Source organism: Pseudomonas fluorescens (assembly GCF_902497775.2).
Lineage (GTDB): Bacteria > Pseudomonadota > Gammaproteobacteria > Pseudomonadales > Pseudomonadaceae > Aquipseudomonas > Aquipseudomonas putida_F.
This window is the reverse complement of the sequence record NZ_OZ024668.1, coordinates 4,202,045-4,221,314: the sequence shown is the minus strand read 5'-3', so window position 1 is coordinate 4,221,314 and position 19,270 is coordinate 4,202,045. Positions and strand designations below refer to the sequence as shown.

25 protein-coding genes are annotated in these 19,270 nt (G+C 63.3%); 19 read left to right on the top strand and 6 right to left on the bottom strand.

All coding sequences use genetic code 11. From position 1 onward, the window contains the following. The first annotated feature begins 14 nt into the window (after positions 1–14). The 7 genes from gspG to gspN are packed head-to-tail and all read left to right on the top strand — an operon-like array spanning position 15 to position 3,971. Positions 15–449, top strand: a complete 435-nt coding sequence (gspG, locus tag F8N82_RS19445; RefSeq protein WP_038996842.1) for a type II secretion system major pseudopilin GspG — start codon at positions 15–17, stop codon at positions 447–449. Between the two features lie 2 nt (positions 450–451). Continuing rightward, positions 452–886, top strand: a complete 435-nt coding sequence (gene gspH / locus F8N82_RS19440) for a type II secretion system minor pseudopilin GspH (protein ID WP_038996841.1) — start codon at positions 452–454, stop codon at positions 884–886. Further along, a complete protein-coding gene (locus F8N82_RS19435; RefSeq protein WP_038996840.1) occupies positions 883–1,251 on the top strand; it encodes a type II secretion system protein GspI in 369 nt (122 codons plus the stop codon). Before gspH ends, F8N82_RS19435 begins: the two co-directional genes overlap by 4 nt. Next, entirely contained in the window at positions 1,248–1,835 is a 588-nt protein-coding gene (locus F8N82_RS19430; RefSeq protein ID WP_038996839.1) for a prepilin-type N-terminal cleavage/methylation domain-containing protein, read from the top strand. Before F8N82_RS19435 ends, F8N82_RS19430 begins: the two co-directional genes overlap by 4 nt. Further along, complete coding sequence (locus F8N82_RS19425; RefSeq protein ID WP_038996838.1) at positions 1,835–2,944, top strand: GspL/Epsl periplasmic domain-containing protein; 1,110 nt, start codon at positions 1,835–1,837, stop codon at positions 2,942–2,944. The genes F8N82_RS19430 and F8N82_RS19425 overlap by 1 nt, the downstream gene beginning before the upstream one ends. Further along, positions 2,941–3,327 (top strand): type II secretion system protein GspM, encoded by a 387-nt coding sequence (gene gspM, locus F8N82_RS19420; protein WP_038996836.1) that lies wholly within the window; start codon positions 2,941–2,943, stop codon positions 3,325–3,327. Before F8N82_RS19425 ends, gspM begins: the two co-directional genes overlap by 4 nt. Continuing rightward, positions 3,324–3,971: a type II secretion system protein N gene (gene gspN / locus F8N82_RS19415; protein WP_052251575.1), complete on the top strand. Its 648-nt coding sequence runs from the start codon at positions 3,324–3,326 to the stop codon at positions 3,969–3,971. The genes gspM and gspN overlap by 4 nt, the downstream gene beginning before the upstream one ends. Positions 3,972–3,977: 6 nt before the next feature. Here the strand turns inward: gspN and F8N82_RS19410 are convergent, their stop codons facing one another. After that, on the bottom strand, positions 3,978–4,535 hold the full coding sequence (locus F8N82_RS19410) for a L,D-transpeptidase family protein (protein ID WP_038996834.1): 558 nt from the start codon (positions 4,533–4,535) through the stop codon (positions 3,978–3,980). 21 nt (positions 4,536–4,556) lie between these two features. Then, positions 4,557–5,111: an NUDIX hydrolase gene (locus tag F8N82_RS19405; protein ID WP_038996833.1), complete on the bottom strand. Its 555-nt coding sequence runs from the start codon at positions 5,109–5,111 to the stop codon at positions 4,557–4,559. A 134-nt stretch (positions 5,112–5,245) separates the two neighbouring features. On the opposite strand from F8N82_RS19405, the gene F8N82_RS19400 reads away from it, so the two are divergent. From F8N82_RS19400 to purT, 5 genes are all read left to right on the top strand, one after another. Next, a complete protein-coding gene (locus F8N82_RS19400) occupies positions 5,246–5,845 on the top strand; it encodes a CoA pyrophosphatase (protein ID WP_010220257.1) in 600 nt (199 codons plus the stop codon). Positions 5,846–5,888: 43 nt separating this feature from the next. Beyond that, the gene (locus tag F8N82_RS19395) at positions 5,889–6,413 is read left to right on the top strand and encodes a gamma carbonic anhydrase family protein (protein WP_038996832.1); all 525 of its coding nucleotides are present in this window, start codon (positions 5,889–5,891) and stop codon (positions 6,411–6,413) included. Next, positions 6,413–6,616 (top strand): DUF1289 domain-containing protein, encoded by a 204-nt coding sequence (locus F8N82_RS19390; protein ID WP_038996831.1) that lies wholly within the window; start codon positions 6,413–6,415, stop codon positions 6,614–6,616. Before F8N82_RS19395 ends, F8N82_RS19390 begins: the two co-directional genes overlap by 1 nt. A 63-nt stretch (positions 6,617–6,679) precedes the next feature. Further along, a complete protein-coding gene (locus F8N82_RS19385) occupies positions 6,680–7,147 on the top strand; it encodes a VUT family protein (protein ID WP_038996830.1) in 468 nt (155 codons plus the stop codon). Between the two features lie 97 nt (positions 7,148–7,244). Beyond that, a complete protein-coding gene (gene purT, locus F8N82_RS19380; protein ID WP_038996829.1) occupies positions 7,245–8,426 on the top strand; it encodes a formate-dependent phosphoribosylglycinamide formyltransferase in 1,182 nt (393 codons plus the stop codon). Between the two features lie 59 nt (positions 8,427–8,485). Here purT and F8N82_RS19375 read toward each other — a convergent pair whose 3' ends face one another. The 3 genes from F8N82_RS19375 to F8N82_RS19365 form a co-directional block, all read right to left on the bottom strand. After that, a complete protein-coding gene (locus tag F8N82_RS19375) occupies positions 8,486–9,790 on the bottom strand; it encodes an MFS transporter (RefSeq protein WP_038996828.1) in 1,305 nt (434 codons plus the stop codon). Positions 9,791–10,056: 266 nt separating this feature from the next. After that, positions 10,057–11,271: a transporter associated domain-containing protein gene (locus F8N82_RS19370; RefSeq protein WP_038996827.1), complete on the bottom strand. Its 1,215-nt coding sequence runs from the start codon at positions 11,269–11,271 to the stop codon at positions 10,057–10,059. Between the two features lie 13 nt (positions 11,272–11,284). Then, a complete protein-coding gene (locus F8N82_RS19365) occupies positions 11,285–12,097 on the bottom strand; it encodes a cytochrome C assembly family protein (RefSeq protein ID WP_038996826.1) in 813 nt (270 codons plus the stop codon). A gap of 196 nt (positions 12,098–12,293) precedes the next feature. On the opposite strand from F8N82_RS19365, the gene ffh reads away from it, so the two are divergent. From ffh to F8N82_RS19335, 6 genes are all read left to right on the top strand, one after another. Continuing rightward, on the top strand, positions 12,294–13,670 hold the full coding sequence (gene ffh, locus F8N82_RS19360; RefSeq protein WP_038996825.1) for a signal recognition particle protein: 1,377 nt from the start codon (positions 12,294–12,296) through the stop codon (positions 13,668–13,670). Positions 13,671–13,908: 238 nt separating this feature from the next. Then, on the top strand, positions 13,909–14,160 hold the full coding sequence (gene rpsP, locus F8N82_RS19355) for a 30S ribosomal protein S16 (protein WP_038996824.1): 252 nt from the start codon (positions 13,909–13,911) through the stop codon (positions 14,158–14,160). A gap of 5 nt (positions 14,161–14,165) precedes the next feature. Beyond that, positions 14,166–14,702: a ribosome maturation factor RimM gene (rimM, locus tag F8N82_RS19350; protein WP_038996823.1), complete on the top strand. Its 537-nt coding sequence runs from the start codon at positions 14,166–14,168 to the stop codon at positions 14,700–14,702. 3 nt (positions 14,703–14,705) lie between these two features. Then, positions 14,706–15,458 carry a tRNA (guanosine(37)-N1)-methyltransferase TrmD gene (gene trmD / locus F8N82_RS19345; protein WP_038996822.1) on the top strand — a complete coding sequence of 251 codons (753 nt, stop codon included), beginning with the start codon at positions 14,706–14,708 and terminating at the stop codon, positions 15,456–15,458. A gap of 43 nt (positions 15,459–15,501) precedes the next feature. Next, the gene (rplS, locus tag F8N82_RS19340; RefSeq protein ID WP_038996821.1) at positions 15,502–15,852 is read left to right on the top strand and encodes a 50S ribosomal protein L19; all 351 of its coding nucleotides are present in this window, start codon (positions 15,502–15,504) and stop codon (positions 15,850–15,852) included. Positions 15,853–15,947: 95 nt separating this feature from the next. Next, the gene (locus F8N82_RS19335) at positions 15,948–16,355 is read left to right on the top strand and encodes an acyl-CoA thioesterase (RefSeq protein ID WP_010220243.1); all 408 of its coding nucleotides are present in this window, start codon (positions 15,948–15,950) and stop codon (positions 16,353–16,355) included. 74 nt (positions 16,356–16,429) lie between these two features. Here the strand turns inward: F8N82_RS19335 and F8N82_RS19330 are convergent, their stop codons facing one another. Next, positions 16,430–18,226, bottom strand: a complete 1,797-nt coding sequence (locus F8N82_RS19330) for a cation:proton antiporter (protein ID WP_038996820.1) — start codon at positions 18,224–18,226, stop codon at positions 16,430–16,432. A gap of 76 nt (positions 18,227–18,302) precedes the next feature. Here F8N82_RS19330 and xerD point away from each other — a divergent pair, with 76 nt between their 5' ends. Next, positions 18,303–19,199, top strand: coding sequence for a site-specific tyrosine recombinase XerD (gene xerD, locus F8N82_RS19325; RefSeq protein WP_038996819.1), 897 nt, complete (start codon positions 18,303–18,305; stop codon positions 19,197–19,199). Positions 19,200–19,270: the final 71 nt, after the last annotated feature.

Here is a 19,270-nt window from a genome sequence, read left to right as displayed (position 1 = left end):
AAAGGAGCAAGACCATGCACAGCCCACGCGCGCGTCAGCGCGGTTTTACCCTGATGGAAATCATGGTGGTGATCTTCATCATCGGCCTGTTGATCGCCGTGGTCGCACCGAGCGTGCTCGGCAGCCAGGACAAGGCCATGAAGCAGAAGGTCATGGCCGACCTGTCGACCCTGGAGCAGGCGCTGGACATGTATCGCCTCGACAACCTGCGCTTCCCCTCGGCTGAGCAGGGGTTGTCGGCGCTGGTCAGCAAGCCGACGCTCGAACCGCTGCCACGCGCCTGGCGTACCGATGGCTATATCCGCCGTCTGCCGCAAGACCCGTGGGGCACGGCCTATCAGTACCGTGCCCCGGGCCAGCACGGGCGCATCGATATTTATTCGCTCGGCGCCGATGGCGTCGAGGGCGGCGAGGGTATCGATGCCGACCTGGGTAACTGGGAACTCTAGGCATGCGCGGCGAGCGTGGTTTTACTCTGCTGGAGATGCTCGTGGTCTTGCTGATCGCCGGGCTGATGAGCACCTTGAGTATTGCCTGGCTCGACAGCGGCAAGGCGCCGGTGCAGCAGGCGCTTGAACGCCTGGCCGGGGCCAGCCGCCAGCAGGCCGAGCTGGCGTTGCATGCAGGGGAGATTCGCGGCTTGCGCTGGAATGGCAGCCGCCCCGAGTTTGTCCGCCGGGTCGATGAGCGCTGGCAGGTCGAGCAGGTCGCCCTCGGTGACTGGCCGTCGGTATTGCAGGCTGACTGGCCCGCCAGTCGAGAGCCACGCCTGGTGTTCACGCCCTCCGGCGTAGCCCGCAGTGCCACCTTGAACTGGCACTGGCCAGAGGGAACCCAGCGTTGGCAATGGAGCAGCGCGGGCCAGTTGCACAGGGCGCCCCTGTGAAGCGCGCTCAACGCGGTTTCACCCTGCTGGAGGTGACCGTGGCCCTGGGGATTGCCGCCGCCCTGGCAATCATGACCAGCCAGGTGTTGCGCCAGCGCCTGGCGGTGCAGCAAAGCGTGCAGCAACACCGCTTGGGCGTGCTCTGCGCCCGCGAGCTGCAGGCGCGTTTTGCCGTTGAGCGGTTCTGGCCGCTGCAGAGCAGTGTCGCCGGGCAATTGCAGCAGGGCGATGGTCACTGTCACTGGCAACTGCAGCTGACCTCGACCGGTGTGCGCAACCTGCGTCGTGGGGAACTGCGCCTGTTTGCCGAGCGTGACGGGCGCGACCCCCTCGGCCAGTACCGCATCTTCCTGGTGCGCCCATGAAGCGCCGACAGCGGGGCCTGACTCTGCTTGAGCTGCTGGTGGCCCTGGCCCTGACTGCGCTGCTGGGGATCTTGCTGGCGGCGCTGGTCAACGCCTGGGCGGGCGTGCGCGAACGCCTGCAGCAACCGGCCCAGGGCTCGCCGGTGCTGGATTTCTGCCTGGCCCTGGAGCGGCGCTTCGACTCGACGGTGTTGCGCCAGCTCTACGAGCAACGCCTGCCCCTGGCAATCAACTGGATCGACTGGCAACCGGCCGCCTTGCAATTGCAATGGGTGGCCCGTGGTGCCTGGCCACAAGCTGAAGGCGGTTCGCGCTTGCAGCGCCAGCGCCTGAGCTACGACGCGCGCGGGCAGCGGCTGCTGCTGGAAACTTCCGCCGACCTGTATGCGCTGGGTAAACCGCAGTGGCGTGAACGCGACCAGCTCGATCAGGTCACGGCGCCGAGTTTCTCGTTTTTTCAATCGGGCCGCTGGCTGGCCTTTCCTTCTGCCGAGCGATCCGCCCCGGATCGCGGCGTGCGGCTTGAGTTCAAGCGTGATGGAGCACCTTATGTCTGTACCTTCGCCCTGCCGGAGGCACCCTGATGAACTGGCTTGAACGCTGGCAAACGCCACGCAGCAACAACTGGTTGCTGCTGCGCCCGGGCCAGGGGCAAACGCCCTGGAGCTGGCTGCACCTGACAGACGGCAGGCGCGCAGCCGGGGAGGGCACGCCGCCCAGCCCGGACGGCGCGCGCGTGGCGCTGATCCTGCCGGGTAACCACTGCAGTCATAGTCAGCTTGCAGCGCCGCCGGGGCTCAAACGTGACGAGTGGCCGCTGCTGCTCGAAGAGCGTTTGCTGCAACCGGCCGAGTCCATCCGTTGCGGCTGCGTTTCGCGCCAGGGCAACCAGCTGGAGTTGGTCAGCGTCGATCAGGCGTTGCTCGGCCAGTGGCTGGCGCAATGTGCGCACTGGGGGCTGAGCGTGGAGCGTTGCTGGGCCGAGTTTCAGTTGTTGGCAGATACCCCGGCGGGCACCGCCCTGTGCTGGCAGCGCAGCCCTGACTTGCTGCTGCTCAAGGGCGTGACCAAGCAATCACGACAGCATTGGCTGGCCTGGCCGACGCTGCTTGGATCGAACCTGCCGGCTCCCTGGCCGAGCCTGCAACCTGAAACGCTTGAAGGTGCCTGGCCAGCGCAATTTACGGCGCTGGAGCGTTTGCCCAGCCTGTTTGATCTGCGCCCGACGCGTCAGCTGCGGCTGCGGCTGTCCATGGCCCCTGGGCAAGGGCGCCTGATCGCCGCGTGTGCGCTTTTGGGCCTGCTGTGGTGCGGGCTGTGGTTGACCCAGCAATGGCGCCAGAGCGAGGTCTACAAGGCACAAGTGGTCGCGCTGACCGGCCCGGTCACTTCACCCCGGCAGGCGGCCCAGCTACTCAAGCGCCAGCACCAGGGCGAGGAGGATCGCCAACTGCGCCTGCGGCAAATCGCACAATTGCAGGCGGCGTTGCAGCAATGGCTGCAAGCGCAGCCCGCCTGGCACATCAGCGCCAGCGGCTTTGACGGGCAACGCTGGACGTTGCAACTGCGCGGCGATCAGCCGCCCGAGGCCGCAACCTGGGAGGCAATCGCCCGGCAGGTCGGTGTACCGGTTGCTGTGGCTGGCGGCGAAGATCAACTGCAACTGGTCTTCGACCTGGGAGCGGCCTCATGAGTGAGTGGATGCAGCGCCGCTGGCTGATGCCGGCAGCCTGGGCAATCGTTGCACTGTTGCTGCTGACCCTGTTGCTGCGTGAAGGTACGAATCGCTGGCAGGCCGCCCAGCAGTGGCAGGCCCTGGCCCGCTCGGCGGCCAGCTTGCAGGTGCAGACGCGCTTGAGCACCGAGCAACTGCAGCAATCAGCCCAGGCCAACAGCATCGTGCTCAGTGAAGTGTTGGCGCAAAACGACAGCTGGCAGATCAAGGGCCGTGCCGCCGATGAGCAGGGTATGCAGCGCTGGTTACTTGCCGTTCAGCGCGAGGGCGTGCGCCCGCTGCGCTGGTCACTGGAACAGGCCGAGTCGGGCATGAACTTCGAACTGGAGTTGCAGCCGTGAAGCGCATCGGCGGGTTCTGCCTGGTGTTCTTCTTGAGCCTGTTGGCCGGGTTGCCGGCGAACTGGCTGCTCGCCCCCGTTGCCGCTGAGGGGGTCTGCGGCACCGTCTGGCAAGGCCAGGCTCAACGGCTGGGGCAGGCAGGGCCGGTCGCCTGGCACTGGCAGCCCTGGCGCCTGCAGGCTCAGGTCGAGCTAGGGTTTCAGGGGCAAAGCTGGCAGCTCAAGGTGGCGGGCTGGCCGTGGAACTGGCACGCGGCTGTCGAGCCAGTGCAGCGCACGCTGACGATGCCTGCGTCCTATCGCCTGACGGGCGAGTGGACTGGCCGGATAGAAGTGCAGGGTAGCGGTCGGCAATGCCGGACCAGCCGGGGTGAGATCGCAGGCGGTAACCTGGCGCTGGTGGCGCCATGGTCAGTGCCTTTGGGCGCTGGCCGGGTGCGGGTTGATTGCTCGAGCGGCCTGCACCTGTTGGCGCACTTGCAATTGCAGGGTCAGCATCGGTTCGAACTGGACGCCGACCTGCGCCAGCGCCGGGGGCGTTTGCAAGGGGCTGTCGAACCCAGCGCAACCTTGGCCCCGGTGCTGCTCAGCGCCCAGTGGCTCAAGCCCGATGATTCGAGGTTGAGCCGCACGCTCAAATGGTGACGGCACTCAGGGGCGGATTTCGATCATGGTGCCGTCGGGGACCATGCTCCACACCTCGCGCATGTCGCGGTTGGTCATGGCGATGCAGCCTTCGGTCCAGTCCAGGGTGTGGAACACCTCTTCCGGATACTCCTCGCTCAGGGGCGTGCCGTGGATCATGATCATCCCGCCCGGCGGGACGCCTTCACGACGGGCGCGGGCGGCGTCGGTGATGTTCGGGTAGGACACGTGCATGGCCAGGTTGTAACGGTCGCTCTGCTTGCGCCAGTCGATCCAGTAGAAGCCTTCGGGGGTGCGCTTGTCGCCTTCGCGCAGCTTGGCGCCCTTGGGCTGCTTGCCCAGGGAGATGCGGTAGGTCTTCAGTGGCGAGCCATCGCTGATCAGTTGCAAACGACGTTCGGACTTGATCACCAGGATCTTGTCGATCATCGCAGGCTTGGGTGCTTGCGGTTGCAGTGGCGAAGGCGCGGTCTTGTCGACCGGCCGGGTGATGATGGTTTCGGTGAAACCCGCCTGGGACATCGAAGCCACACTGAGGCAGAAAAGGGCAAGCAACCAGCGCATGAAGCGATATCCCTGAAGAAGCTAGGTGTTGGGTGACGAGACGAGCATGGGTGAAAGGCATTCATTGCCGATCGGGAAGCGCTGCTCGATGCGGTCACGATAATAGCATTCTAGGGTACGACTGACGGTGCGGAAAGCCAGCTCGTCCCACGGGATTTCACTTTCGTCGAAAAGTCGCACTTCCAGGCTCTCGACGCCGACGGCGAAGTCCAGGTCGGCCAGTTCCGCGCGAAAGAACACATGCACCTGGTTGATGTGCGGCAGGTCAAACAGCTGGTACAGGCTGGTTTCGCCGACACGGGCACAGGCTTCCTCGATGGTTTCCCGGCGCGCGGCCTGTTCCACCGTCTCGCCGTTCTCCATGAACCCGGCGGGCAGGGTCCAGTAACCGCGGCGCGGTTCGATGGCGCGGCGGCACAACAGCACCTGGCTGCCCCAGGTCGGCAGTACCCCGGCAACGATATTGGGGTTCTGGTAATGAATGGTCTGGCAGTGATCGCAGACATAACGCAGGCGGCTATCGCCCTCCGGAATACGCTGAATCACCTGATTGCCGCACGCGCTACAGAATTTCATGCTTTTATTCCTGTTAGGTGCGCCTATCTTGGCGCCACTGTCACCGGGGCCGCAAGCCGGATCGTCGCCGGGACTTGGGCGGCCCGCGGCTTTGGTGCATCATGCAAGACAGGCTTTGGAATCGAGAGAGAGCAATGCTGGACGAGCTACTTCGCCGCGTGAGCAGTCATACGCCGAGTACCCTGGAGACGGACCGACGTTTTCCCGAGGCCGCCGTGTTATTGCCCATCACCCGCAGCGAAGAGCCGGAACTGGTGTTGACCCTGCGCGCCAAGGGCTTGTCGACCCACGGCGGCGAGGTAGCCTTTCCCGGTGGTCGGCGCGACCCGGAAGACCCCGACCTGATCTTTACCGCCCTGCGTGAAGCCGAAGAAGAAATCGGCCTGCCGCCGGGCCTGGTGGAAATCATCGGCCCACTGAGCCCGCTGATTTCCCTGCATGGGCTGAAAGTAACGCCTTTCGTCGGCCTGATCCCGGATTTTGTCGAGTACCAGGCCAACGATGCCGAGATCGCCGCGGTGTTTACCGTGCCGCTGGAGTTCTTCCGCCAGGACCCGCGCGACCATACCCATCGTATCGATTACCAGGGCCGCAGTTGGTACGTGCCCAGTTACCGCTATGGCGAGTACAAGATCTGGGGCCTGTCGGCGATCATGATCGTCGAACTGGTCAACTTGCTTTACGATGCCAACATCAGCCTGCACCAGCCGCCTGAACGCTTTACCCCCATTTGAGCGGGATCACCCGCCAGCCATGCCGCACCGTGAGGATCCACGCATGAAATACCGTCTGGGCGACCTGCGGGTCGAAACCCATCCGCGCAGTTGGGTTGCGCCGACTGCCACGTTGATCGGCAAGGTGCGCCTGCAGGCCGGTGCCAACGTCTGGTTCGGCGCTGTGTTGCGCGGTGATAACGAGCTGATCGACATCGGCGAGAACAGCAACGTTCAGGACGGCACGGTGATGCACACCGACATGGGCTCGCCGCTGACCCTGGGCAAGGGCGTGACCGTCGGTCACAACGCCATGCTGCACGGCTGCACGGTCGACGACTACAGTCTGGTCGGCATCAATGCGGTCATCCTCAATGGTGCGCGGATCGGCAAGTACTGCATCATCGGCGCCAATGCGTTGATCCCCGAAGGCAAGGAGATCCCTGACGGCTCGCTGGTCATGGGCTCGCCGGGTAAAGTGGTACGCGAACTGACCGATGCGCAGAAGAAAATGCTCGAAGCCAGCGCCGCCCACTACGTGCACAACGCCGAGCGATATGCCCGCGACCTGGCCCCGCAGGAGGATTGATGAGTACGCCTGAACGACCGGTGGGCTCGCCCTGCGTGCAGATCTGCGCGCTGGACGACGCTGACATCTGCACCGGCTGCCAGCGCACTGCCGCTGAAATCACCCGCTGGGGGCGGATGGACAACGCCGAGCGCCGGCAGGTGCTCAGGCTGTGCCATGAGCGCGCAGTCGCCGCCGGGCTGATCTTCAGCGTCGGCGCATGATCCTCCTCTTGGCCGCCGGCAGTCGCTGCAGTACCCTGTAGCGCTTGCCCAGCGGTCGATCCCATGTTCTTTCTGATTGCCTATATCAGCAGCGTAGTGCTGATCAACTACGCCTTCTCCAGTGCTCCGCACCTGGACGTCATCTGGTCCGCCTGGGGCGGCCTGGTGTTCATCTTGCGTGACATGGTCCAGACCCGCTTCGGCCACGGCGCGCTGGTCGCCATGCTGGCGGCGCTGGTGCTGTCCTATATCACCTCGGAGCCGGCCATCGCCCTGGCCAGTGCCACCGCCTTCGCCGTGTCCGAGCTGATTGACTGGCTGGTGTTCACCCTCACCAAGCGGCCGTTGCATGATCGGCTGTGGCTGAGCTCGGCGCTGAGCATCCCGATCGACACCTTTATCTTCTTCGGCATGATCGGCGCCTTGACGCCAGCGGTGGTCGGTACCGCCATGGCCTCGAAATTCGCCGGCGTCACCGTGGTCTGGCTGGCCATGGCCTGGCGCGCACGCAAGCGTGTCGTCACCGGCTGAGGCCGACGGCTGCGGTTCATGTAAAATGGCGCTCCTTTTCACCGGGTTGCACCGAGTACGGGGCGGCCCAGGATGTTCTTCCCTCTGAGGACCTGAAATGACCCGTATCGGAACCCCATTGTCGCCGACCGCGACCCGCGTACTGCTCTGTGGCTGCGGCGAGCTGGGCAAGGAAGTGGTGATCGAGCTGCAACGCCTGGGCGTTGAAGTGATTGCCGTGGACCGTTACGCCAATGCCCCGGCCATGCAGGTGGCCCATCGCAGCCACGTGATCAACATGCTCGACGGCGCCGCCCTGCGGGCAGTGATCGAGGCCGAGCAGCCGCATTACATCGTCCCGGAAATCGAAGCCATCGCCACCGCGACCCTGGTCGAGCTGGAAAACGAAGGCTTCACCGTGGTGCCGACCGCCCGCGCCGCGCAGTTGACCATGAACCGCGAAGGCATCCGTCGCCTGGCTGCCGAAGAGCTGGACCTGCCGACCTCGCCCTATCATTTCGCCGACACCTTCGAGGAGTACTCCAAGGCCGTTGACGACCTGGGCTTCCCCTGCGTGGTCAAGCCGGTGATGAGTTCGTCGGGCAAGGGCCAGAGCCTGCTGCGCAGTGTTGACGACGTACGCAAGGCTTGGGACTACGCCCAGGAAGGCGGGCGTGCCGGCAAGGGCCGGGTGATCATCGAAGGCTTTATCGATTTCGACTACGAAATCACCCTGCTGACCGTTCGTCATGTCGGCGGTACTACCTTCTGCGCGCCGGTCGGCCACCGTCAGGAGAAGGGCGATTACCAGGAATCCTGGCAGCCGCAGGCCATGAGCCCGGTGGCCCTGGCCGAGTCCGAGCGGGTCGCCAAGGCAGTGACCGAGGCGCTGGGTGGCCGTGGCCTGTTCGGTGTCGAGCTGTTCGTCAAAGGCGACCAGGTGTGGTTCAGCGAAGTCTCGCCGCGCCCGCATGACACCGGGCTGGTGACCCTGATTTCCCAGGACCTGTCGCAGTTTGCCCTGCATGCGCGTGCGATTCTGGGCTTGCCGATCCCGCTGATCCGCCAGTTTGGCCCGTCGGCCTCGGCGGTGATCCTGGTTGAAGGCCAGTCGCAGCAGACCGCGTTCGCCAACCTGGGCGCCGCCTTGAGCGAGCCGGATACCGCGATTCGCCTGTTCGGCAAGCCTGAGGTCAATGGCCAGCGGCGCATGGGCGTGTGCCTGGCCCGCGACGAGTCGATCGAAGCCGCTCGGGCCAAGGCGACCCGTGCTTCGCAGGCGGTCAAGGTAGAGTTCTAAGCAATCGCGGTGCAAGCCCGTTCCTACACCGGTAGGAGCGGGCTTGCACCGCGATGGTCTTACAGCTCCGTGTGTCGGGTCTCTTTCAGGCACAACACCGCAATCAGGCTCAGCACAGCCGCCGCCGACACATACCCGCCGACCCAGCTCAAACCGCCCATCGCTACCAGCTTCTGGGCAAAGAACGGTGCCGCCGAGGCCCCGACAATTCCGCCCAGGTTATAAGCTGCCGACGCCCCGGTGTATCGCACGTGAGTTGGAAACAGCTCAGGCAGCAATGCGCCCATCGGCGCAAAGGTCACGCCCATCAGGAACAGCTCGATAGCCAGGAACAGCGCTACGCCTGTGGTCGATCCCGAGGTCAGCAGCGGCTCCATGGTAAAGCCCGAGGCAATCGCCAGCACGCCGCCGACGATCAGTACCGGCTTGCGCCCGTAACGGTCGCTGAGCCAGGCCGACAGTGGCGTGGCCAGGGCCATGAACAGTACCGCAAAGCACAGCAGGCCGAGGAAGGTCTCGCGGCTGTAACCCAGGGTCGAGACGCCATAGCTGAGCGAGAACACCGTCGAGATGTAGAACAGCGCATAGCACACCACCATCGCCCCAGCACCCAGCAGGGTCGGCGCCCAGTATTGGGCGAACAGTTCGACCACCGGCATTTTCACCCGCTGGTGGCTGGCCACGGCCTTGGCGAAGACTGGGGTTTCTTCAAGCTTCAGGCGCACATACAGGCCGACCATGACCAGCGCGGCGCTGAGCAGGAACGGAATGCGCCAGCCCCAGCTGCGAAACTGCTCGTCGGTCAGCAGCATGGCCAGGGTCAGGAACAGGCCATTGGCCGCCAGAAAGCCGATCGAAGGGCCCAGTTGCGGGAACATGCCGAACCAGGCGCGCTTGCCCTTGGGCGCGTTCTCGGTGGCCAGCAGCGCCGCGCCGCCCCATTCACCGCCCAACCCCAGGCCCTGGCCGAAGCGCAGCACACAGAGCAGGATCGGCGCCCAGGCGCCAATGCTGTCGTAACCCGGGAGTACGCCGATCAGGGTGGTACACACGCCCATCAGCAACAAGGAGGCGACCAGGGTCGATTTACGGCCGATACGGTCGCCAAAGTGGCCGAACAGCGCCGAACCCAGAGGCCGGGCCAGGAAGGCGATACCGAAGGTCAGAAAGGCCGAGAGCATCTGCGCGGTGCCCGAGGTCTGTGGAAAGAACACCGGGCCGATCACCAGCGCCGCTGCGGTGGCGTACACATAGAAATCGTAGAACTCGATGGCGGTGCCGATGAAGCTGGCCGTGGCGACCCGCGCTGGCGAGTTTCCGGGGCTGGCCTGGGTGGTTTCGGAGTAGGTGCTGCTGGTCGTCATGCGATTATCCCTGACAGTCGAGTGCTCCATGGGCGTAGCCGCCGACCTGCTATGAACAGGCAGGCAAGGGCGTGCGCCGAAGCGAATTATTGTGCTCGCGTGACGAAACATACGCCCTTTGGGGATGGGGGCGGGCGCTGGCAAGGCTCGGGGTGTGAACCAGTACCACAATTCGCGCAATGTTCAGTCAGGCTGACTGGCCGTGTGACGCCGGTGCGGGTAGCGGGCGAGACGGCTGGGGCTGGGTAAGCGTGATGCCAGTATAGCTAGCGCTTGAGCGTCCAGACCAGTATGCGGCTGGCACAATTGTCCTCGGTTTCGAGAATTTCCAGGCGATAACGGCCGATTTTCAGGCAGACCGCGCTTGCCGGGATGCTTTCCAGGGCTTCGGTGACCAGGCCATTGAGGGTTTTCGGCCCGTCGCTGGGCAGGTGCCAGCCGAGGGTGCGGTTGAGCTCGCGGATCGACACGTTGCCTTCGATGACGAAACGTCCGTCCGCCTGCGGGTGGATGTGCGGATTGTCGAGGCTGTGTTCGTCTTCGAACTCGCCGACGATTTCTTCGAGGATGTCTTCCAGGGTGACGATGCCAAGCACTTCACCGTACTCGTCGACCACCACCCCCAGGCGCCGCTGCTGCTTGTGGAAATTGAGCAGTTGCAGCTGCAACGGGGTGCTTTCCGGCACGAAATAGGGCTCGTAGCAGGCCGCCTGCAGCGTTTCGCGGGTCAGCTCGGCCTTGGGCAGCAGGTGGCTGATCAGCTTGGTGTTGAGGATCGCTTCAACCTGGTTGATGTCGCTGTGATAGACCGGCAGGCGAGTGTGGCGGCTAATGATCAACTGCTCGATGATCGCCTCGATCGGCTCATCGAGGTTGATGCCGTCGACATCGTTGCGTGGCACCAGGATGTCGTTGACGGTGATCTTGTCTAGCGCCAGCAAGCTTTCCGGCAGGTTCAGGCGCTGGTCGGCATCCGGCTCGTCGGCGGCGTAGCTGTCGGCATCGTCGTTGTCGTGCACGGCCACCGCATGGCTTTGCACGCGGAACGGGCGCAGCAGCACCCGTGCGCAGCCATCAAGCAGCCAGGCTACCGGCTGCAACAGCTTGAGTGGCACTTTCAGCAGGCTGTTGCCCAGGCCGATGAAGGCCTGCGGATTACGCCGTGCCAGTTGTCGCGGCAGGTATTCGGCGATCACCAGCAGCAGCGCTGCGGCGCCCAGGCCGGCCAGCCAGAAGCCGTGCTCGCCGCTGTAGCGCTGGCCCATCAGGCAGGCCAGGGCCAGCACCAGCAGCTTGCCCAGGGTCGAACACAGCACCAGGGCTTGTGGGCTAACGGCAAGTTCCGGGTGTTCGCCGGTCTGCGGGTTGCGCCGGCCACCGTTGAGCTGCTGCTGGGCGGCGTCCACCGCAGTGAACAGCGCCGACCAGAGCAGTGCCAGTGCCAATACGCCGAGTAGCGGTCCTAACGGCAGAGCGTCCATTTACCTGTGCCCGTCAGATGTGCAGGATGAATTCGCGTACCAGCTTGCTGCCGAAATAGGCCAGCATCAGCAGGCAGAAGCCGGCCAGGGTCCAGCGGATCGCCTTGTGCCCGCGCCAACCCAGGCGGGTGCGGCCCCACAGCAGCACGCTGAAGACGATCCAGGCCAGGCAGGCCAGCAGGGTCTTGTGCACCAGGTGCTGGGCGAACAGGTTGTCGAGGAACAGCCAGCCGGAGATCAGCGACAGCGAGAGCAGGCCCCAGCCAGCCCAGAGGAAGCCGAACAGCAGGCTTTCCATGGTTTGCAGCGGCGGGAAGTTCTTGATCAGTCCGGACGGGTGCTTGTGCTTGAGCTGGTGATCCTGCAACAGCAGCAGCAAGGACTGGACCACAGCGATGGTGAACATGCCGTAGGCCAGGATCGACAGCAGGATGTGCGCGAGGATGCCCGGTTCTTCGTTGATCAGCGGTACCGTGCCGGACGGCGCGAACTGGGCGATCAGCGCCGTGGCCATGCCCAGCGGGAACAGCAACAGCAGCAGGTTCTCCACCGGGATGCGCAGGCAGGCCAGCAGGGTCAGGGCGATCACCGCGGTGGCGATCAGGCTGGCGGCGCTGAAGAAGTCCAGGCTCAGGCCCAGGGGCGTGAGCAGTTGCCAGAACAGCGCGGTGCCCTGGGCAATGACCGCCAGCGCGCCAAGCAGGCCGAGCAGGCGTTTGTCGGCCTTGGTGCCCTGGGCCAGGCGTGAGCCTTGATAAAAGGTCGCGGCGGCATACAGGCAGGCGGCGATGAGATTGGGTAGCAAGCTGGGTGACAAGGGGAGCATAAGTCCTGTTAGGCAAGCCCGAAAGGGACTGAGTTTGGCATAGATCGCGCCCGCCTAGGAAGACTGCCAGCCGACGGCATGGTGTGCGCTGGGCCAAGTCTTCGTTATAATCGCCGGCCTGCCCCTGCCCAAGGCCGGCCGAATACGCCAGAGGCAGCTGATAAACCTCGGTTCTACAGAGCCCGAAAGGATCACCATGTTTGAAAACCTGACCGACCGTCTGTCACAGACGCTGCGCCATGTCACCGGCAAGGCCAAGCTGACCGAAGACAACATCAAAGACACCCTGCGTGAAGTGCGCATGGCGTTGCTCGAGGCTGACGTCGCCCTGCCGGTGGTCAAGGATTTCGTCAACAAGGTCAAGGAACGTGCGGTCGGCACCGAGGTGTCGCGCAGCCTGACCCCGGGCCAGGCGTTCGTGAAGATCGTCCAGGCCGAGCTCGAAGGCCTGATGGGCGCCGCCAACGAAGACCTGGCGCTCAACGCCGCGCCGCCTGCGGTCGTACTGATGGCCGGTCTGCAGGGTGCGGGCAAGACCACCACCGCCGGCAAGCTGGCGCGCTTCCTTAAAGAGCGCAAGAAGAAGACCGTGATGGTGGTGTCGGCCGACGTCTACCGTCCGGCGGCGATCAAGCAGCTGGAGACCCTGGCGGGCGACATCGGCGTGACCTTCTTCCCGTCCGATATCAGCCAGAAGCCAGTGGCCATCGCTGAAGCGGCAATTCGCGAAGCCAAGCTCAAGTTCATCGACGTGGTCATCGTCGACACCGCCGGCCGTCTGCACATCGACGCCGAGATGATGACCGAGATCAAGGACCTGCACGCTGCGGTCAAGCCGATCGAGACGCTGTTCGTGGTCGACGCCATGACCGGCCAGGACGCCGCCAATACGGCCAAGGCGTTCGGCGATGCACTGCCGCTGACCGGTGTGATCCTCACCAAGGTCGACGGTGATGCCCGTGGCGGTGCCGCGCTGTCGGTGCGGGCCATTACCGGCAAGCCGATCAAGTTCATCGGTATGGGCGAGAAGAGCGATGCGCTCGAGCCGTTCCACCCCGACCGTATCGCTTCGCGCATCCTTGGCATGGGCGACGTGCTCAGCCTGATCGAGCAGGCCGAACAGACCCTCGACAAGGACAAGGCCGACAAACTGGCCAAGAAGCTGAAAAAGGGCAAGGGCTTCGACCTCGAAGACTTCCGCGACCAGCTGCAACAAATGAAGAACATGGGTGGCCTGGGCGGCCTGATGGACAAGCTGCCGAGCATCGGTGGCGTCAACCTGGCCCAGATGGGCAGCGCCCAGGGCGCCGCCGAGAAGCAGTTCAAGCAGATGGAAGCGATCATCAACTCGATGACCCCGGCCGAGCGCCGTGACCCTGAGCTGATCAGCGGTTCGCGCAAACGCCGTATCGCCCTCGGCTCCGGCACCCAGGTGCAGGACATCGGCCGTCTGATCAAGCAACACAAGCAGATGCAGAAGATGATGAAGAAGTTTTCTGCCAAAGGCGGCATGGCCAAGATGATGCGCGGCCTGGGTGGCATGATGCCCGGCGGCGGCATGCCCAAGCTGTAACCCCATTCGGATCGGCGGCCCGGAAACGCGCCGACGATCGGAACCCCGCCCCGGCGGGAACGACGCAGCCTTTATATAAAGGCTGCACAATCCGCAGATCTGCAGGCTGGCCTTTTTACCTGGCGTAAAAAGGCATTTGCAAAAGTCCGTGTATTCCTTGAGAATATGCGGCCTTTCGGGCACCCGTGTGCCCGCTGTGCATTATGATTTGCAGCACCGACTACAGGAACGATGTTCAATGCTAACCATCCGTCTTGCCCGTGGTGGCTCTAAAAAGCGCCCATTCTACACCCTGACCGTGACCGACTCGCGTAACCCGGTTACCGGTTCGCACATCGAGCAGGTTGGTTTCTTCAACCCTATCGCTCGTGGCCAGGAAGTTCGCCTGTCTGTTAAAGAAGATCGCGTTGCTCACTGGCTGAGCGTTGGCGCACAGCCATCCGAGCGCGTTGCAAAACTGCTGAAAGATGCTGCTAAGGCTGCTGCCTGAATAGTATGAGCGCGACGCCAGAAAAAGCGGATGACTTGATCGTCGTCGGCAAGATTTTTTCGGTTCACGGCGTTCGCGGCGAGGTGAAGGTCTATTCCTTTACCGATCCGATTGAAAACCTGTTGGATTACCCTAACTGGACGCTTCGGCACGAAGGGAAGGTAAAACAGGTCGAGCTGGTCAGTGGCCGTTCCACTCAAAAGGACCTGGTCGCCAAGCTCAAAGGCCTCGATGATCGTGATGAAGCCCGTCTTCTGAGCGGTTATGAGATTTGTATCTCGCGTAGCCTTTTGCCCAACCTGTCTGCCGACGAGTACTACTGGTACCAGTTGGTAGGTCTGAAAGTCATCAATCAGGACGAACAGCTGTTCGGCAAGATTGATCACCTGTTGGAGACCGGCGCGAACGATGTAATGGTGGTCAAGCCCTGCGCGGGCAGCCTGGATGATCGAGAACGCCTGTTGCCCTATACCGAGCAATGCGTGTTGAAGATTGACCTGGTTGCAGGCGAAATGAGGGTCGAATGGGACGCGGACTTCTAAGCAATGGCCAGCCTGCGCGTAGACGTCATCACGCTGTTCCCCGAGATGTTCTCGGCCATCAGTGAGTACGGCATTACCAGCCGCGCGGTGAAACAGGGGTTGTTGCAACTGACCTGCTGGAACCCGCGGGACTACACCACAGATCGTCACCATACGGTAGATGATCGGCCGTTTGGCGGTGGTCCGGGCATGGTGATGAAGATCAAGCCTCTGGAAGACGCCCTGGTGAATGCCAGGCAGGCAACCGGAGAGGCGGCAAAGGTGATTTACCTGAGCCCACAAGGCCGCAAGCTGACTCAGTCGGCGGTCAAAGACCTGGCGAAGCACGAATCGTTGATTCTGATAGCCGGTCGATATGAAGGCATCGACGAGCGCTTTATTGAAGCTCATGTCGATGAAGAGTGGTCGATTGGAGACTATGTCCTGTCTGGCGGCGAGCTGCCGGCGATGGTCCTGATCGATGCGGTTACACGACTGCTGCCTGGAGCTTTAGGGCATGCGGACTCGGCGGAGGAAGACTCCTTTACCGATGGTCTGCTTGATTGCCCGCACTACACCCGACCTGAGGTGTATGCGGATCAGCGTGTTCCCGACGTGTTGCTTAGTGGCAACCATGCACACATCCGGCGATGGCGTTTACAGCAGTCCCTTGGGCGGACCTATGAACGACGCGTCGATCTTCTGGAAAGTCGCTCACTTTCTGGAGAAGAGAAGAAGCTGCTGGCGGAATACCTCCGTGAGCGGGACGATAGTTAACGTATCGATGGTAAATCCAGTTGATTTACCTTAGGAGCACAGCATGACTAACAAAATCATTCTTGCACTCGAAGCAGAGCAGATGACCAAAGAGATCCCGACCTTTGCCCCGGGCGACACCATTGTCGTTCAGGTGAAAGTGAAGGAAGGCGATCGTTCGCGTCTGCAGGCTTTCGAAGGCGTTGTTATCGCCAAGCGTAACCGTGGTGTGAACAGTGCTTTCACTGTTCGCAAGATCTCCAACGGTGTTGGCGTAGAGCGTACTTTCCAGACCTACAGCCCGCAAATCGACAGCCTGGCCGTGAAACGTCGTGGTGACGTGCGTAAAGCCAAGCTGTACTACCTGCGCGACCTGTCCGGTAAAGCCGCTCGCATCAAGGAAAAACTGTCCTGAGGACAGCTTGACCGGTGGCTACGGCCACCATGCGAAAAAAGCAGCCTTCGGGCTGCTTTTTTGTTGTCTGAAATTTGTCGTCCTATGTGAAGCCCATGAGCCCCAGAGAGCAGGAAATCGAACGCCGCACCGAACTGTCGGTGACCCGCGTGACAAAGGCGGTATTCCCGTCCACCACCAACCATCACAACACCCTGTTCGGCGGCACTGCGCTGGCCTGGATGGACGAAGTCTCGTTCATTGCTGCCACGCGCTTCTGTCGCTTGCCGCTGGTGACCGTGTCGACCGACCGCATCGACTTCAAGCACCCGATTGCCGCCGGTTCCATCGTCGAGCTGGTCGGGCGGGTGGCCACAGTGGGCAATACCAGCCTCAAGGTCGAGGTCGAGGTGTTTGTCGAAAGCATGAGCTGCGACAGTCGTGAGAAGGCAATTCATGGCCTGTTCAGCTTTGTCGCCATTGACGAAGACAAGCGTCCGGTGCCGGTGTTGCCAGGGTTCTGACCATCCTGTAGGAGCGGGCTTGCCCCGCGATAATGGGCAGACTTCACCGGCCTCATCGGGGGGCAAGCCCGCTCCTACTGCGGCTGAATCAGCGCCACCAGCGTCCACCCAGGCCCCGGCTTGAGCACGCTGTCCGGCCCGAACACGTGCACCCAGCCGCTGCCGTCGCGGGCAAACAGCAGGTTCGCCCGGTCACCATGCAGCGCTTGGTAATCCGCCCAGCCGAAGCCTTCAGTGAGGTTGGTGCTGTACAGCTCGGCGCCGTTGTTCAGCAAACCGGCCAACTGTCCATAGGTCAACGGCTGGCTCCCTAGCGTCTGCCCACGGTGCTCGTCGCTGGCCCGGTGCTTGTCGCTGCGCTTGGCCTCCAGGCCACTGGCCAGGACAAACAGCCGCTGGGGGCCAAAATCATGGCGAAAGCGCGTGCAGGCCAGGGTGTTGAGTTCACCTGCCGGCGACAGCCCCAGCAGGTGCCCCAGCCCGACCAGGTCCAGATGGGCGTCGGCATGTTGCGAGGCCGGGTGGCCAAAGTAGGTCGGCAACCCCTCCATGCGCGCTGCGCGGATGTTCTCCCAGCTGGAGTCGGCCAGCAGCACCCGACAATCGAGTTGCTGCAAGGCCTTGGCCACGGCGCGGGCTGGCGGGTTGGCGCCGACGATCAGAAAGCCGCTGGGCGCCGGCTCCGCAACCTTGAGCAGGCGTGCCAAGGGCCGTGACGTAGCGCTCTGCAGCACCACGGTGCCGATGATCACGGCGAAGGTCAGCGGTACCAGCAACAGCGCGCCTTCATGCCCGGCCTCGTCCAGGCGGATGGCAAAAATCGCCGACACCGCTGCCGCAACGATTCCGCGTGGGGCGATCCAGGCCAGCAGGGCGCGTTCGCGCCAGTTCAGTTGCGAGCCGAAGGTCGACAGCGCGACGTTAAGCGGCCGGGCCACGAACTGAATGATCAGCAGCAGGGCCAGCACTGCCGGGCCCAGGCCGATCAAGGCGTTGAGGTCCAGCCGCGCGGCCAGGAGGATGAACAGCCCGGAGATCAGCAGCACGCTGAGGTTCTCCTTGAAGTGCAGGATCTGCCGGACATCCACGCCCTTCATGTTGGCCAGCCACATGCCCATGAGGGTGACCGCCAGCAGCCCGGACTCATGCATCACCTGGTTGGCGGCAATGAAGATCCCCAGCACCGCCGCCAGCGAAGCCAGATTGTGCAAATACTCCGGTAGCCATTGGTGACGCATCACTTGCCCGAGCAACCAGCCACCGGCCACACCAAAACCGCTGCCGCAGACAATCACCCCGGCAAAGGTCACCAGGCTATGGCTCAGGCCATCGCCGGCGGCGCTGGCGATGATGAAGCTGTAGACCACCACCGCCAGCAATGCGCCGATCGGATCGATGACGATACCTTCCCAGCGCAGGATGTTGGCGATCGTCGCTTTCGGCCGCACTACCCGCAGCATCGGTACGATCACCGTCGGCCCGGTCACCAGGGTCAGGGTGCCGAACAATGTCGCCAGCAACCAGTCGAAACCCAGCAACCAGTGGGTGGCCAGGGTGATCACCAGCCAGGTCGACAGCGCGCCGAGGGTGACCATGCGCTGCACCACGCTGCCGATGTCCTGCCACTGCGACAGGTGCAGGGTCAGGCTGCCTTCGAACAGGATCAGCGCCACCGCCAGTGACACCAGCGGCATCAGCAAGGGGCCGAACAGTGCTTGTGGGTCGAGCCAGCCGAGCACAGGGCCGGCGAGAATACCGCTGAGCAGCAGGAAAAGGATCGCGGGAAGTTTCAGGCGCCAGGCCAGCCATTGGCAGCACAGCGCTGCCAGACCTATCCCGCCAAATGCCAGCAATATCTGTTGTTCGTTCATTCGGGCTCCCTATGCCGGCAGTGTTGTGGAAGACTAGCGGCAATTCGTCGTTTTCGTCGCCTGCCGCAGAGTTGTCATGCCCGCTATTGAACATCCGCTTATCGATCAGTTCCTTGACGCCCTGTGGCTGGAAAAGGGCCTGGCCGACAACACCCGCGATTCCTACCGCAGCGACCTGGCGCTGTTCAACGGCTGGCTCACGGAGCAGGGCGTCGAGCTGCCCAACGCCGGGCGCGAACTGATCCTCGATCACCTGGCGTGGCGCCTGGCGCAGGGCTACAAGCCGCGTTCGACGGCGCGCTTTCTCTCCGGGGTGCGAGGCTTTTATCGCTACTTGCTGCGGGAAAAACTGATTGGCGTCGACCCGACCCTGCAGGTGGAAATGCCGCAACTGGGGCGGCCATTGCCCAAATCCCTGTCGGAAGCCGACGTCGAGGCCTTGTTGCAGGCGCCGGACCTGAGCGAGCCGATCGGCCAGCGCGACCGCGCCATGCTTGAAGTGCTGTACGCCTGCGGCTTGCGCGTCACCGAACTGGTCAGCCTGACCCTCGACCAGGTCAACCTGCGCCAGGGGGTGTTGCGGGTGATGGGCAAGGGCAGCAAGGAGCGCCTGGTGCCCATGGGCGAAGAGGCAGTGGTGTGGATCGAGCGCTTCCTGCGTGACGGCCGCAACGAGTTGCTCGGCGGGCGCCCCAGTGATGTGCTGTTCCCCAGCCTGCGCGGCGAGCAGATGACCCGCCAGACTTTCTGGCACCGCATCAAGCACCAGGCGCTGGTGGCCGGTATCGACAAGAGCCTGTCGCCGCACACCTTACGCCACGCCTTTGCCACCCACCTGCTCAACCACGGCGCCGACCTGCGGGTGGTGCAGATGCTGCTGGGCCATAGCGACCTGTCGACCACCCAGATCTACACCCATGTGGCCCGGGCGCGGCTGCAGGAGCTACATGCTTTGCATCACCCCCGGGGTTGACGCTCGGGCGCTCATCCAGCAAATTTCGACACCTCAAACGCTCGATATGGAAATCAAGCATGACTCGGTTC